Origin of the sequence: Citrobacter europaeus (assembly GCF_037482245.1) — a bacterium.
Lineage (GTDB): Bacteria > Pseudomonadota > Gammaproteobacteria > Enterobacterales > Enterobacteriaceae > Citrobacter > Citrobacter europaeus.
The window spans coordinates 105,860-120,777 of the sequence record NZ_CP148084.1; the positions used below are offsets into that span (position 1 = coordinate 105,860).

A 14,918-nucleotide genomic window follows, 5' to 3' on the forward strand; every position below is an offset into this window, starting at 1 on the left:
CCTGTTTTTAAAGATGAGATGGGAGGATTATAGCCATCCACGTCTTGTCAGGATAGGAATAACAGTCGGAAGTCCGTATAATGCGCAGCCACATTCGTTTCAAGCCGGAGAATTTATCATGCGTCCAGCAGGTCGTAGTGCCAATCAGGTGCGTCCCGTCACCCTGACCCGTAATTATACAAAACACGCTGAAGGCTCCGTGCTGGTCGAATTTGGTGATACCAAAGTGCTGTGTACCGCCTCGATTGATGAAGGCGTACCGCGTTTTCTGAAAGGACAGGGCCAGGGCTGGATCACCGCAGAATATGGCATGCTGCCACGCGCCACGCACACCCGTAACGCCCGTGAAGCGGCGAAAGGTAAGCAGGGCGGTCGTACCATGGAAATCCAGCGTCTGATCGCTCGTGCGCTGCGCGCCGCCGTTGATCTGAAGACGCTCGGCGAATTCACGATTACGCTGGACTGCGATGTTATTCAGGCCGATGGCGGTACGCGCACCGCATCCATTACCGGTGCTTGTGTCGCTTTGGCTGACGCGCTGAACAAACTGGTAGCAAGCGGTAAGCTGAAAACCAACCCAATGAAAGGGATGGTCGCGGCGGTCTCCGTAGGTATTGTGAACGGCGAAGCACTCTGCGACCTGGAATACGTTGAAGATTCTGCCGCAGAAACCGACATGAACGTGGTGATGACTGAAGACGGTCGCATTATAGAGGTGCAGGGCACGGCGGAAGGCGAGCCGTTCAGCCATGAAGAACTTCTCACGCTACTGGCATTGGCCCGAGGGGGGATCGAGTCCATTGTAGCGACGCAGAAGGCGGCGTTAGAAAATTGATTTTAAAGGCGACTGATTAGTCGCCTTTTTTTTGTCTGTAATAAAGTGAGATGAGGAGCGAATCCATGAAACCGTATCAGCGCCAGTTTATTGAGTTTGCGCTTAGCAAGCAGGTACTAAAGTTTGGCGAATTTACGCTGAAATCCGGGCGCAAAAGCCCCTATTTCTTCAACGCCGGGCTGTTTAATACCGGGCGCGACCTGGCACTGTTAGGCCGTTTTTATGCCGAAGCGCTGGTGGATTCCGGTATTGAGTTCGATTTGCTGTTTGGTCCGGCCTACAAAGGTATTCCGATTGCTACCACAACGGCCGTTGCGCTGGCGGAGCACCATGATAAAGATTTGCCGTACTGCTTTAACCGTAAAGAGGCGAAAACCCACGGCGAAGGCGGTAATCTGGTAGGTAGCGCACTTGAAGGGCGTGTCATGCTGGTCGATGATGTTATCACCGCAGGTACGGCTATTCGTGAGTCGATGGAAATTATCCAGGCTCATGGCGCCACGCTGGCGGGGGTACTGATTTCTCTCGATCGTCAGGAACGCGGTCGCGGCGAGATTTCAGCGATTCAGGAAGTGGAACGCGATTATGGCTGCAAGGTGATTTCTATCATTACCCTGAAAGAATTGATTGCGTATCTGGAAGAGAAGCCAGAGATGGCAGAGCATCTGGTGGCAGTACGGGCCTATCGCGAAGCGTACGGCGTTTAAGAACTGCCGGATGGCGCTGCGCTTATCCGGCCTACGTAACCCCGTAGGCCGGACTAAACAAATCTGCTATTGCAACTGAGCAGCCACCAACGGCCAGCGGGTGTCGAAATCATCCGTCGGACGATATTTAAATTCGCTACGTACAAACCGGGACAGCATACCTTCGCAGAAAGCCAACAACTGGCTGGCCAGCAGCGTTTCATCCACGGTGTAGCCTTCACCTTCACGCATTCTTTTTTCTCGCAGAACCTGGCGTAATTGCGCCTCAATTCGCTCAAAAAGCTGGTTAATACGGCCTTGCAGACGATCTTGCTCGAACATCAACGCGTGTCCGGTCAGTATTCGCGTCAGGCCAGGGTTGCGCTCACCGAACCCTAAAATGAGCAGTACGATCAGACGCAAGCGCGCGTTAGTGTCCTTTTCATCTTTCAAAATCAGATTGATACGGGTAATCAGACTATCTTCGATAAACTCAATCAGGCTATCGAACATGCGAGTCTTGCTGGGGAAATGGCGATACAATGCCGCTTCGGATACGCCAACTGAGGCTGCCAGCTTTGCTGTGGTGATGCGTTGGCTACCATCGCTGGACTCAAGCATCAGTGCCAGAGACTGAAGTATTTCTTCGCGACGATTCCTTTTCGCAGTTTGCTTTTCTACCATGTTACAAAATACCCCTGAAAATAAGCTCTTGCCAGGCAGGCATCCACACAGCGACCGCAAACTGTTGTTTGCGGTATGTTATTGCGTTATTACGCTGTGGGATACTTTTCTGCGGGTTACTTGCGCCCGGAATGGCCGAAGCCACCTTCGCCACGATCGGTGGCTTCAAACTCTTCCACCAGATTAAATTCAGCCTGCACAACCGGTACAAATACCATCTGCGCGATGCGCTCGCCCGGCTCGATAGTGAAGCTGTCCTGACCACGGTTCCAGACGGATACCATCAGCTGGCCCTGGTAGTCGGAATCAATTAAACCGACCAGATTGCCCAGTACGATACCGTGCTTATGGCCCAATCCGGAACGCGGGAGCATTACCGCTGCCAGAGAAGGATCGGCAATATGGATAGCTAACCCCGTTGGTACCAGCGTTGTTGCGCCCGGCGCCAGTTCTACGGCGTCATCAAGACAAGCACGCAGGTCAAGTCCGGCAGAACCAGAGGTGGCGTACGTAGGAAGCGGAAATTGTTGCCCTACGCGCGGGTCCAGAATCTTAACGTCGATTTTTTTCATCATAACGGGTCACGATCTCGTCGAGTAATAATTGGCCCAGGAGTTCTTTGCGCTCAAGCGGTAAGACTTTATCTCCATCCTGCCAAAAAAGGTGTAATGCGTTGCTGTCGCTGTTAAATCCTTGAGTAGACAGCGAAACATCGTTCGCGCAGATCACATCAAGGTTTTTGCGGATGCGTTTTTGCCGGGCATATTCTTCCACATTATTTGTTTCGGCGGCAAACCCAACGACAAAGGGACGGTTAGCAACCAGTGCGGCAACACCGGCGATAATATCCGGATTTTTGACCATTTTTACTGTTAATTCATCACCCTGCGTCGCCTGCTTTTTGATTTTTTCGTGGGCGATCGTGTCAGCGCGATAATCAGCGACTGCGGCGCAGCCGATAAAAATATGCTGTTGTTGCACCGCAGATTGCACGGCGGCTTCCATCTCCAGCGCGGTCATCACATCAACGCGCTGGACAAATGGCGGAGTGGGTAACGAAACCGGACCCGATACCAGCGTGACGTTTGCTCCGCGCTTTGCGGCCGCGGCTGCGATAGCAAATCCCATTTTCCCGGAGCTGTGGTTGGAAATATAACGCACAGGATCAAGCGGTTCACGCGTCGGGCCCGCCGTAATCATGATGTTGAGATGTTGCAGGGAGTTGACAGGTGAAAAATGTTCTGCCGCCATATCCACAATGGTTAATGGGTCCAGCATACGTCCAGGACCGATATCACCACATGCCTGACTACCGCTGTCAGGGCCCCAAATGAGCAACCCTCGCGAAGCAAGGATGCCCAGGTTGTTCTGGGTCGCGGCAGCGCGGTACATCTGCTGGTTCATGGCCGGTAGCACGGCAACAGGCGCTGGCGTTGCCAGACAGATTGTTGACACCAGATCGTTCGCCATACCTGCGGCAACGCGAGCAATCAGGTCTGCCGTAGCAGGGGCCAGGATAACCAAATCGGCCCATTTCCCCAGCTCAATGTGGCCCATCGCGGCTTCGGCTGCAGGATCAAGCAGGCTGTCGGAAACGGGATAACCCGAAACGGCCTGTAAGCTCAGAGGTGTAATAAACGCTTTTGCCGCTTCGGTCATCGCCACGCGGACGTCAGCGCCGCGTTCCCGTAAACGACGTACCAGCTCAGGGGTTTTGTACGCAGCAATGCCGCCACTGACGCCAAGTACGATTTTTTTACCGGCCAGGCTCATCATGATCTTTCCTGTTGGGTTTCACCAGAAGGCGGATATTTTATCACAATCCGCAATTTGTCGTGCTTTTGCCCGCGATCCAGTTTGCGAGGCGCTACGAAGAAGTGAAAACAGAGCGTCGATTCACCGCTGGCGTTATGCCACTATGCGCACGCTAAAGGAGAGGAAAAGCATGGGAAATACAGGACGTATGATGCCTCGGGAAAAGCTGTTGGCGCAGGGGGCCAGTTCGCTGACCGACGTTGAGCTACTGGCTCTTTTTTTACGCACCGGGATGCTGGGTAAAGATGTGCTTACGCTGGCGAAAGAGATGCTTCAGCATTTTGATTCGCTGTATGGCCTGTTGTCTGCTGATTACTTGGATTTCAGCTACGTTCAGGGCATCGGTATCGCGAAGTACGCGCAACTGAAGGGAATAGCGGAGCTGGCAAGGCGTTATTACAACGTACGGGTGATAGAGGAGCGCGCGATACTTAGCCCGGAAATGGCGCGCGAATTTCTGCAAAGTCAGCTCTCGCAAGAGGAACGCGAGATCTTTTTTGTGATCTTTATGGATTCTCAACACCGTGTGATTAAGCACAGCAAACTTTTTTCCGGTACGCTAAGCCACGTTGAGGTGCATCCACGAGAAATTGTCCGTGAAGCGATAAAAATGAATGCTTCGGCGGTGATCCTTGCACATAATCATCCTTCGGGGTGTGCAGAGCCGAGCAAAGCAGATAAACTCATCACCGAGCGTGTTGTGAAATGCTGTCAGTTCATGGATATCCGGGTGCTAGATCATCTGGTCATTGGGCGCGGAGAGTACGTTTCTTTTGCGGAACGCGGTTGGATTTAACGCACTTTACGCGATCCATCGGGATCTTTGTCTGTTCGGGACTTGAGCATAACGCCGGGTCAGCGTATACTACGCCACCTTTGAGAATCTCGGGTTTGGCATTTGGGCCTGGCAATCGAGAGTTCACTTAGAACTATGCGATGACCGGGCTGTAAAGCCTGACGAGGCGCCGATACCCCATACGAAGCTCGAGCTAATTTGATTTTTGGAGAATAGACATGTCCCGAGTCTGCCAAGTTACTGGCAAGCGTCCGGTGACCGGTAACAACCGTTCCCACGCACTGAACGCGACTAAACGCCGTTTCCTGCCTAACCTGCACTCTCACCGTTTCTGGGTTGAGAGCGAGAAGCGTTTTGTCACCCTGCGTGTATCTGCTAAAGGTATGCGTGTTATTGATAAGAAAGGCATCGAAACAGTTCTGTCTGAACTGCGTGCCCGTGGCGAAAAGTACTAAGTACTAAGAGGAAATAAATCATGGCTAAAGGTATTCGTGAGAAAATCAAGCTGGTTTCTTCTGCTGGTACTGGTCACTTCTATACCACTACGAAGAACAAACGTACTAAGCCGGAAAAACTGGAACTGAAAAAATTCGATCCAGTTGTCCGTCAGCACGTTCTCTACAAAGAAGCGAAAATCAAATAATTCTCGCTTTGATGTAATAAAAAACCTCGCTTCGGCGGGGTTTTTTGTTTTCTGGTCGTCCCCATATTAATGTGACCTGATACATCGCCGGAGATACTATGCCTGAATTACCTGAAGTCGAAACCAGCCGCCGCGGTATTGAGCCGCATCTGGTGGGGGCAACGATTATGCACGCGACGGTGCGTAACGGTCGTTTGCGTTGGCCGGTATCTGAGGAAATCTATCGTCTGAGTGATAAACCCGTTCTGAGCGTACAGCGGCGCGCGAAATACCTGCTGCTGGAGCTATCGGATGGCTGGGTAATCATTCATCTGGGGATGTCGGGTAGTTTGCGTATCCTCCCTGAAGAACTTCCGGCAGAAAAGCATGACCACGTTGACCTGGTGATGAGCAACGGCAAAGTCCTGCGCTATACCGATCCACGCCGTTTTGGCGCATGGCTGTGGGCTAAAGAGCTGGATGGGCATAATGTCCTCGCTCATCTTGGTCCTGAGCCGCTGAGCGATGATTTCAACGCTGGTTATTTGCAGCAGAAATGTGCGAAGAAGAAAACTGCGATTAAGCCCTGGCTGATGGATAACAAGCTGGTGGTGGGGGTGGGTAACATCTATGCCAGCGAGTCGCTGTTTGCGGCTGGCATCCATCCTGACCGTCTGGCGTCATCTTTGTCGCAGGACGAGTGTGAACTGCTGGTGCGCGTCATCAAGGCGGTTTTGCTGCGTTCTATTGAGCAGGGGGGCACCACGCTGAAGGATTTCCTGCAAAGTGACGGTAAGCCGGGCTATTTTGCCCAGGAGCTGCAAGTCTATGGGAGAGAAGGTGAACCCTGTCGCGCGTGCGGCGCGCCAATCATTGCGACAAAACACGCCCAGCGCACAACGTTCTACTGCCGTCGCTGTCAGAAATAACACCGTTATTGGCCGGAGGTCGCATACGTCTCATCCGGCCAGACGTATTACTTCAGTTTACCCAATAATGCCTGATGGACGTTTTTCGGCAGAAAATGCGTCACGTCACCCTGATGGCGGGCAACTTCTTTCACCAGCGACGATGAGATAAATGACCACTCTTTAGACGGCATCAAAAAGACGCTTTCCAGTTGTGGCATCAGGTGACGGTTCATATGGGCCAGCTGCATTTCATATTCAAAATCGGCTACCGCACGCAGACCACGGATCAGAATATTAGCCTGATTATCGCGGGCAAAATTTGCCATCAAATCGCTGAATCCCAGAACTTCGACATTGCCAAGATGCGCCGTTGCCTGTTGCGCCAGCTCAACGCGCTCTTCCAGAGTAAACATCGGCTGTTTACTGGGACTTGCGGCAATGGCCAGGATTACGTGATCGAACATGCTTGTTGCACGCGTCACAATATCGAGGTGGCCGTTAGTAATGGGATCAAAGGTTCCTGGATAAATCGCCCGTTTTTGCATGACTTGCCTCAATGCGTTTTGGGTGGCAGATAAGGTTCCAGCAGCTGCAGCAGACGCTGTAGCGCGCCCTGATTTTGATACAGAACTTCAACTGCGTGACGGCCATAAAAATTACGATAATCTGCATCGGTCAGTAAAGAAGAGACCTCTTTCACCAGCGTAGTTGCGTCGGTGACGGTGATCAATCCGCTTGCCTGTTCGAGGCGGGCGCAAATATCTTTAAAATTAAAAGTATGCGGTCCCATTAATACAGGAATGGCGTGTGCCGCGGCTTCCAGTGGATTGTGTCCACCACGTTCAACCAGTGAACCGCCGACAAAAGCGAGGTCGGCAATGCCGTACAGTAGCATCAGCTCGCCCATAGTGTCGCCGATCACAACCTGAGTACCCGATGACGGAACTTCGCCCGAAGAGCGTGTGGTATAGCTTAGCCCAGCCTGGCGTACGAGGTTAATAGCATCCGGGAAGCGTTCCGGATGTCTGGGAACCAGAATCAGTAAAAGATTCGGGAACTGATTTAATAACGCCTGATGGGCGGCAATGATAATGCTTTCTTCGCCGTCGTGGGTGCTGGTTGCAATCCATACCGGGCGGTGAGGCGCCCATTGACGACGTAATGTGACTGCTTTTGCGGCCAGTTGCGGCGTGACGGAAATATCAAACTTCAGGCTGCCGGTGACGGTGACCTGATTGCTTCTGGCGCCAAGCGCAATAAAACGTGCGCCATCTTCTTCGTTCTGGGCGGCAATCAAGGTGATACGACGGAGCAGCCTGCCAACAAATTTCCCTAATTTAGCGTAGCCAGCAGCTGAACGAGCTGAAAGACGTGCGTTGGCAATGACCAGCGGGATGTGGCGCTTATGGAGCGCCGCGATCAGATTTGGCCACAACTCTGTTTCCATAATTAACACCAGCTTGGGGTCAACTTTATTCAGAAAACGGTTCAGGGCATCCGGTAAATCGTACGGCAGATAAATGTGTTGAACGTCAGTGCCAAAAGCGGATTGTACGCGCTCGGAACCGGTTGGCGTCATGGTGGTTACCGTGATCGGCAAATCGGGATAACGATGTCGCAGAGCGCGGACTAATGGGATAGCTGCCAGCGTTTCGCCTACTGAAACCGAATGAAGCATGATGCCGCCTGGTTTAAGCGGACGGCGGTAAAAGCCGTAGCGTTCACCCCAGCGTTTACGGTAGGCCGGAGCCTTACGTCCGCGCACCCAAAGCCGTATCCAGATCAGAGGCTGAATAAGGTAGAAAAGGGCGGTGTAAAGCAATTCGAGCATAATGGTAGCTGACTTATGAATGTGCTGGGGATTCTATGTATTTAGTTGTGGCTTTACCAATACTTTTCCTATTTTTAAATTAAATAGCGTCTCAGGCGGGGATTACCTTGGGTGCAAACATCTTTTGCATCTTTACGATATCTGTTGATATTTTCAGGTTTAGTCGAGCCAGAGAGCTTAAAATCAAAAGGTCTTGACATGGTAATTTATTGATTTATATGGCTTAATGATATTGGTTGTGCAAGAATTATTCGAGTCGGAACATGGCGAAAGAAGTGATACACTAGCGCGTAAAAAAATCAGTGCGATATCAGTAATCAGGTAGCTGTTGAGCCTGGGGCGGTAGCGTGCTTTTTTCTGCTTAACTTTACCGGACACTCACGATAAAAGAGCCGCTTGTGGATAAGCCAATTAATAGAATTCTGGTCATAAAAATGCGTTTTCACGGAGATATGTTGTTAACAACTCCTGTCATTAGTACGCTAAAGCAGAACTATCCTGAAGCGAAAATCGACGTGCTTCTTTATCAGGATACCATCCCAATTTTGTCGGAAAACCCAGAAATTAATGCCCTTTATGGTATTAAAAATAAAAAGACAAAAGTAACCGACAAAATTACTAATTTCATGCACCTGGCCACAACGTTACGCGCAAATGGGTATGATTTAGTTGTAAACCTTACCGACCAGTGGATCGTCGCGATATTGATGCGGCTACTGAATGCGCCGATTAAAATCTCTCAGGATTATGCTCATCGGCAATCTTCTTTTTGGAAAAATAGTTTTACATGTCTGGCTCCGCTGAGCGGAGAAAATGTGGTGGAAAGTAATCTGTCTGTGCTGGCCCCGTTGAAACTTAACTCGACTGTTACGCATACCACAATGAGCTATCCTCCGGATAGTTGGGAACGTATGCGCACAGAATTAAATCGGGCTGGGGTTGGTGATGAATACGTTGTTATTCAACCGACGGCACGTCAACGCTTCAAGTGCTGGAATAACGAAAAGTTTTCACAGGTAATTGACGCCTTACACCAGCGTGGTCTGGAGGTAGTTCTGACCTCTGGCCCAGGCGCAGACGATCTGGCTTGCGTGAATGAAATTGCACAAGGTTGCAAAGAAAAGCCCGTTACTGCGTTGGCCGGAAAGATGAGCTTCCCAGAGCTAGGAGCAGTCATCGATCATGCCCAGTTGTTTATTGGGGTGGACTCTGCTCCCGGGCACATTGCTGCTGCGGTTGATACACCATTGATATGCCTGTTTGGCGCAACGGATCATAATTTTTGGCGACCATGGTCAAAGCAGATGATTCAATTTTGGGCTGGTGATTACCGTCCGATGCCACCACGTGAGCAGCGCGATCGCAATGAAATGTATCTTTCGGTGATTCCCGCTGACGATGTTATTGCTGCTGTCGATAAACTATTACCCGGTAGACTTGTGCCGCCACAAGCGGGGAGTCCCGTATGATTGTTGCTTTCTGTTTGTATAAATACTTCCCATTCGGTGGGTTACAGCGTGATTTTATGCGCATTGCGCAAACTGTAGCGGCACGAGGTCACCATGTTCGTGTCTACACGCAGTCCTGGGAAGGTGAGTGTCCTGACGTTTTTGAATTAATTCTTGTACCGGTAAAGTCCCGGACAAACCATGGCCGCAATGCGGAGTATTATTCCTGGGTCCAGGCACATTTACTTCAGCATCCTGTCGATCGGGTTGTTGGTTTTAATAAAATGCCGGGCCTGGATATCTACTATGCTGCTGACGTTTGCTATGCCGAGAAAGTGGCGCAAGAAAAAGGTTTCCTCTATCGGTTAACTTCACGATATCGGCACTATGCAGCGTTTGAGCGTGCGACGTTTGAGCAGGGTAAATCGACGCAGCTATTAATGCTAACTGATAAGCAGATTGCTGATTTTCAGAAGCATTATCAGACAGAAGCTGAGCGATTTCATATTCTTCCTCCCGGGATTTATCCGGACAGAAAGTATAGTCAGCAGATCCCGAATAGCCATGAAGTTTTTCGCCAGAAAAACGGTATAACAGAGCAACAAAATCTTTTATTACAGGTAGGCTCTGATTTCACTCGTAAAGGTGTGGATCGTTCAATTCGCGCGTTGGCATCATTACCAGAAACTCTTCGAACCAATACGCTACTGTTTGTTGTTGGACAAGACAAACCGAGAAAATTTGAGGCGTTGGCGGAAAAACTTGGCGTACGCAGTAATGTCCATTTCTATTCAGGCCGTAATGATGTTGCAGAATTAATGGCTGCGGCTGATTTATTGATGCATCCGGCTTATCAGGAGGCGGCAGGCATTGTGCTACTAGAGGCAATCACTGCAGGGCTGCCGGTTTTGACCACAGCTGTATGCGGTTACGCGCATTATATTGTTGATGCTAACTGTGGTATGGCAATTGCAGAACCATTCCGGCAAGAAACGCTGAATGAAGTCTTACGTAAAGCGCTGGTAGAGCCTTCATTGTGTTCTGAGTGGAGGGAAAATGCGCGAAACTATGCGGATACGCAAGATTTATACAGCCTACCGGAGAAAGCAGCGGATATGATTACGGGTGGTTTAGATGGTTGAATTAAAAGAACCGTTAGCCACATTATGGCGCGGGAAAGATGCATTTGAAGAAGTTAAAAATTTACAAGGTGAAGTATTCAGAGAGCTGGAAACTCGCCGTACGCTACGATTTGAACTAGCGGGCAAAAGCTATTTTTTAAAATGGCACAGAGGCACTTCTCTGAAGGAGATTGTTAAAAATCTACTTTCATTACGCATGCCAGTATTAGGTGCTGATAGAGAATGGAATGCTATTCATCGCCTGAGTCAATTGGGCGTGGATACAATGACAGGGGTGGGATTTGGTGAGAAAGGATTGAATCCACTGACTAAAACCTCGTTTATTATTACTGAGGATCTCACTCCAACCATCAGCCTGGAAGATTACTGTGCGGAATGGGCCACAAATTCTCCCGATGTGAAAGTGAAGCGTATGATTATTGATCGTGTTGCCACCATGGTGCGTAAGATGCATGCTGGAGGTATCAATCATCGCGATTGCTATATTTGCCACTTTTTATTACATCTTCCTTTTTCTGGGCATGAGGACGATCTCAAGATTTCAGTGATTGATTTGCACCGTGCTCAGATTCGGTCGACCGTTCCCCGACGCTGGCGTGACAAAGACTTGATTGGTCTCTATTTTTCATCCATGAATATTGGATTAACACAGCGTGATATATATAGATTTCTACGCGTCTATTGCGAATTGCCATTGAAAAGCATCCTAAGCCAGGAGGCTGATTTGTTCAATGAAGCACAGGTTAAAGCTAATAAAATACGCGAAAGAACAATTCGTAAATCTCTGTGATTAATTTATCCTGAACTATTTGGAATAGGGCATGTGAGAACGTGGTTTATTTCTCAAAAATTGGTAAGAGTCAAATGTCTCAATTTAGTGATAAAGAAGTTATCCTTTCTGTTTTTGAGTACGATTTTCGGGAAAATACTTCTGCAGAGTGTTTTAATATCGGTTATGGTATTGACAGGAATTTTTTATTTGGCTGCGGCGTTTCAATAGCCTCTATATTATTGTCGAATAAAAAAATCGATTTCACATTTCATATATTTACTGATTATTTCGATGAGAGTGATAAAGCCAGATTCTCCGATCTGGCTAAACAATATCAATCCTGTATCAAAGTCTACCTAATTGATTGCAATAAATTAAAAGACTTACCTAGTACCAAAAATTGGACTTATGCAACATACTTCCGTTTTGTTATTGCAGATTATTTCTATAATAAGGTAGATAAATTATTATACCTTGATGCTGATATTGCTTGCCAGGGTTGTGTACGAGAACTGGTCGATTATAAGTTTTCCGCAGATGAGATCGCTGTCGTTGTAACGGAAAGAGATTCCGAATGGTGGCATAATCGTTCTGTAACTCTGGCCACTCCAGAATTAACTGCCGGATACTTTAATGCTGGATTCTTACTTATCAATATCAACGCATGGCACAGTAATAATATCTCTTCCCGAGCCATCGAAATGTTGCGTATTCCAGAATGGGTGGAAAGAATAACTCATCTTGATCAAGATGTCCTTAATGTGTTGTTAGCCGGAAAAGTAACTTTTATCAATGGTAAATACAATACTCGCTTTAGCATTAATTATGAACTGAAAGATAAAGTAGTCAACCCTGTTAATAATGAAACTGTCTTCATTCATTATGTAGGACCGACTAAACCCTGGCATGAGTGGTCCAACTATCCGGTATCGAAGAGTTTTTTAGTTGCGAAAGAGGCCTCGCCCTGGCATTCAGTCGCGCTTCTCAAACCGACCAATAGTAACCAATTCAGATATTGTGCAAAGCATAAATTTAAACAAGGGTTATACGTTCAGGGACTGTATAGCTACTTTAATTATTATCTGACCAAGTTGAAAGGTTAACTGCTGGTTAAGTGCATTACTAAAATCATCCATAACTATGCAGAACTTGGCCGCTGAAAAATATAGCTGAAATAATTAAAGGTAATTAAATTGGACTTCAAAAGGTTAACTAACTTCAAAGATATCATTGAGTTAGACAGACGTGTTACTCCATGTGATGATCGTGACACTTTTAATATTTCATGGGGGATCGATAAAAATTACCAAACTGGTGCGGCAATCTCTATTGCATCTATCCTTGAAAATAATAAAGAGAGTAATATTAATTTTACCTTTCATATTATTGCGGATTATTTAGACCAAGATTATATTGCACTTTTGACACAGTTAGCAGAACAGTATAAAACAGTTATTAAGCTATATCATATTGATTCTGAACCGTTGGTGTCACTGCCTAAAACAAATATATGGCCAGTGTCAATATACTATCGCTTGCTTTCATTTGATTACTTTTCTGAACGATTAGATCGACTGCTATATCTAGATGCTGATATTACGTGTAAAGGCTCTTTAGAGGATCTTGCCGCTCTGAAATTTGATGGGGAATATGGTGCGGTCGTAGTAGATGTTGATTCCATGCAGGCTAAAAGCGCAGAACGTTTACATAACCCTGAGTTTAAAGGCAACTACTTTAACTCGGGGGTCATGTATATAAACTTGCAACAATGGCTTAACTCTAGTTTGACGAAGAGATTTTTTGAACTATTGTCAGATGAAAATATAGTTTCCAAAGTAAAATATCCTGATCAAGATATTTTAAATATTATGTTTTTGCATCATGCGGTATTATTACCGAGAAAATTTAACTCAATTTACTCATTGAAGTCTGAGTTTGAAATTAAAAATAAAAATCATTATAAATCAGTGATTAATGAAGAGACAGTATTTATTCATTATACTGGTGTAACAAAACCATGGCACGAGTGGGCTGATTATTCCTCAGCACAGTTTTTCCGCACAGTATATGAGAAGTCACCATGGAAGAATCAGCCTTATCAAGTTGCAAAACAAAAACATGAATATAGAGAAAAATATAAGCATCTTCTTTATCAAAATAAAATAATTCCAGGCCTGATCGCAGCAATTAAATATAAGACAATGTGAAGGTGATCTTTATGATTGATAAAATCATATTTACTGTAACCCCTATTTATTCTATTCCACCACGTGGTGCCGCGGCAGTTGAGACCTGGATGTATCAGGTTGCACAGAGAACTCAATTCCCTAATCGTATTGTCTGCATAAAGAATGAAGGATATTCTGATTATTCTTACGTAAACGAACGATGCAGTATTCATCGCATAGGATTTAGTCCGCTATATAAGCGTATTTTCCAAAAGTGGACCCGACTGGATCCGGTACCTTATTCAAAGCGCATACTGAAAGTTGCTGAAAAGTTTGAGATAACCGATCAAAGTGTGATTGTTGTCCATAACAGTATGAAGCTATATCGACAAATTCGTTCGCGAGCTCCTCAGGCAAGAGTTGTGATTCATATGCATAATGCTTTTGAACCTAAGTTGCTCGATCAAAAAGTTAAGATGATCGTACCAAGTTTGTTTTTGAAGAATTATTATCAATCTTATCTTCCTGAAGCTGATATTGTTATTGTACCTAATGGTATTGACCTGGATATCTATCAATCGTCCTATGAATCCATATCAAAGAGTAAATTAAATATTTCCCCAGAAAGCAAGGTGGTATTTTTTGCTGGACGCATAGTACCTGATAAAGGTGTTCTCTTGCTTCTGCAGGCTTTTGAAAAGCTGCAACATGAAAACAAAAATCTGAAGCTTGTGGTCGTTGGTGATCACATGGAAGTAAGTAAGAATGATAAAGGTGATTATCAGCGCGAAGTGCGGGAGATAGCCGAGCGTCTCAAGCCACATTGCATTATGTTGGGTAGTATCTCTCCCGAGAAAATGCACTATTACTATCCACTGGCAGACATAGTAGTGATTCCTTCGCAGTTTCAGGAGCCATTTTGTATGGTGGCAATTGAGGCTATGGGAGCCGGGAGGCCTGTATTAGTCAGCACTCGAGGCGGCATGATTGAGTTTGTTAAAGATAAGATTACAGGCTATCACTTAACAGAGCCGATGACTGCAGACACTATTGCTGAGGATATCACCAGGGTCATGCTGGAAAGTGATTTACCGGATACGGCCCAACGAGGGCAGCAATACGTCTTTAAAAACTATAGCTGGTCTGCTGTTACGCAACGTTTTGAAGAGGTTATTTGTAACTGGTTCGAGTGATAAAAAGGCTACATA

General features: G+C 47.0%; 17 protein-coding genes. 12 read left to right on the forward strand and 5 right to left on the reverse strand.

Annotation, left to right across the window (positions count from 1 at the left end):
• Positions 1 to 118: 118 nt before the first annotated feature.
• A complete protein-coding gene (gene rph, locus WHR59_RS00505) occupies positions 119 to 835 on the forward strand; it encodes a ribonuclease PH (RefSeq protein ID WP_003024054.1) in 717 nt (238 codons plus the stop codon).
• A gap of 65 nt (positions 836 to 900) precedes the next feature.
• Positions 901 to 1,542, forward strand: a complete 642-nt coding sequence (gene pyrE / locus WHR59_RS00510) for an orotate phosphoribosyltransferase (RefSeq protein WP_043018746.1) — start codon at positions 901 to 903, stop codon at positions 1,540 to 1,542.
• Between the two features lie 66 nt (positions 1,543 to 1,608).
• Here pyrE and slmA read toward each other — a convergent pair whose 3' ends face one another.
• The 3 genes from slmA to coaBC all read right to left on the reverse strand — a co-directional run bounded on the left by slmA (position 1,609) and on the right by coaBC (position 3,978).
• A complete protein-coding gene (gene slmA / locus WHR59_RS00515; protein ID WP_003827257.1) occupies positions 1,609 to 2,205 on the reverse strand; it encodes a nucleoid occlusion factor SlmA in 597 nt (198 codons plus the stop codon).
• Between the two features lie 116 nt (positions 2,206 to 2,321).
• Complete coding sequence (dut, locus tag WHR59_RS00520) at positions 2,322 to 2,780, reverse strand: dUTP diphosphatase (RefSeq protein ID WP_003827259.1); 459 nt, start codon at positions 2,778 to 2,780, stop codon at positions 2,322 to 2,324.
• Complete coding sequence (coaBC, locus tag WHR59_RS00525) at positions 2,758 to 3,978, reverse strand: bifunctional phosphopantothenoylcysteine decarboxylase/phosphopantothenate--cysteine ligase CoaBC (protein ID WP_087052877.1); 1,221 nt, start codon at positions 3,976 to 3,978, stop codon at positions 2,758 to 2,760. Before coaBC ends, dut begins: the two co-directional genes overlap by 23 nt.
• A gap of 172 nt (positions 3,979 to 4,150) precedes the next feature.
• Between coaBC and radC the strand changes: the two genes are divergently transcribed.
• The 4 genes from radC (at position 4,151) to mutM (ending at position 6,367) form a co-directional block, all read left to right on the forward strand.
• The gene (radC, locus tag WHR59_RS00530) at positions 4,151 to 4,816 is read left to right on the forward strand and encodes a RadC family protein (RefSeq protein WP_043018744.1); all 666 of its coding nucleotides are present in this window, start codon (positions 4,151 to 4,153) and stop codon (positions 4,814 to 4,816) included.
• 218 nt (positions 4,817 to 5,034) lie between these two features.
• On the forward strand, positions 5,035 to 5,271 hold the full coding sequence (gene rpmB, locus WHR59_RS00535) for a 50S ribosomal protein L28 (protein WP_003024071.1): 237 nt from the start codon (positions 5,035 to 5,037) through the stop codon (positions 5,269 to 5,271).
• 20 nt (positions 5,272 to 5,291) lie between these two features.
• Positions 5,292 to 5,459 (forward strand): 50S ribosomal protein L33, encoded by a 168-nt coding sequence (gene rpmG, locus WHR59_RS00540; protein ID WP_003024094.1) that lies wholly within the window; start codon positions 5,292 to 5,294, stop codon positions 5,457 to 5,459.
• A gap of 98 nt (positions 5,460 to 5,557) precedes the next feature.
• The gene (gene mutM, locus WHR59_RS00545) at positions 5,558 to 6,367 is read left to right on the forward strand and encodes a bifunctional DNA-formamidopyrimidine glycosylase/DNA-(apurinic or apyrimidinic site) lyase (RefSeq protein WP_043018743.1); all 810 of its coding nucleotides are present in this window, start codon (positions 5,558 to 5,560) and stop codon (positions 6,365 to 6,367) included.
• 47 nt (positions 6,368 to 6,414) lie between these two features.
• Here the strand turns inward: mutM and coaD are convergent, their stop codons facing one another.
• The gene (coaD, locus tag WHR59_RS00550) at positions 6,415 to 6,894 is read right to left on the reverse strand and encodes a pantetheine-phosphate adenylyltransferase (protein WP_080625955.1); all 480 of its coding nucleotides are present in this window, start codon (positions 6,892 to 6,894) and stop codon (positions 6,415 to 6,417) included.
• Between the two features lie 8 nt (positions 6,895 to 6,902).
• Positions 6,903 to 8,180: a lipid IV(A) 3-deoxy-D-manno-octulosonic acid transferase gene (gene waaA, locus WHR59_RS00555; RefSeq protein ID WP_043018741.1), complete on the reverse strand. Its 1,278-nt coding sequence runs from the start codon at positions 8,178 to 8,180 to the stop codon at positions 6,903 to 6,905.
• A gap of 398 nt (positions 8,181 to 8,578) precedes the next feature.
• Between waaA and rfaQ the strand changes: the two genes are divergently transcribed.
• The 6 genes from rfaQ (at position 8,579) to WHR59_RS00585 (ending at position 14,903) form a co-directional block, all read left to right on the forward strand.
• Entirely contained in the window at positions 8,579 to 9,649 is a 1,071-nt protein-coding gene (gene rfaQ, locus WHR59_RS00560; protein WP_072033413.1) for a lipopolysaccharide core heptosyltransferase RfaQ, read from the forward strand.
• A complete protein-coding gene (locus WHR59_RS00565; protein WP_193145690.1) occupies positions 9,646 to 10,770 on the forward strand; it encodes a glycosyltransferase family 4 protein in 1,125 nt (374 codons plus the stop codon). The genes rfaQ and WHR59_RS00565 overlap by 4 nt, the downstream gene beginning before the upstream one ends.
• A complete protein-coding gene (gene rfaP, locus WHR59_RS00570) occupies positions 10,763 to 11,560 on the forward strand; it encodes a lipopolysaccharide core heptose(I) kinase RfaP (protein WP_043018738.1) in 798 nt (265 codons plus the stop codon). Before WHR59_RS00565 ends, rfaP begins: the two co-directional genes overlap by 8 nt.
• A gap of 74 nt (positions 11,561 to 11,634) precedes the next feature.
• Complete coding sequence (waaO, locus tag WHR59_RS00575; protein WP_140389866.1) at positions 11,635 to 12,645, forward strand: lipopolysaccharide 3-alpha-galactosyltransferase; 1,011 nt, start codon at positions 11,635 to 11,637, stop codon at positions 12,643 to 12,645.
• Positions 12,646 to 12,735: 90 nt separating this feature from the next.
• Positions 12,736 to 13,749: a glycosyltransferase family 8 protein gene (locus WHR59_RS00580; RefSeq protein WP_043018736.1), complete on the forward strand. Its 1,014-nt coding sequence runs from the start codon at positions 12,736 to 12,738 to the stop codon at positions 13,747 to 13,749.
• An 11-nt stretch (positions 13,750 to 13,760) separates the two neighbouring features.
• Positions 13,761 to 14,903: a lipopolysaccharide N-acetylglucosaminyltransferase gene (locus WHR59_RS00585; RefSeq protein WP_043018735.1), complete on the forward strand. Its 1,143-nt coding sequence runs from the start codon at positions 13,761 to 13,763 to the stop codon at positions 14,901 to 14,903.
• Positions 14,904 to 14,918 lie beyond the last annotated feature (15 nt).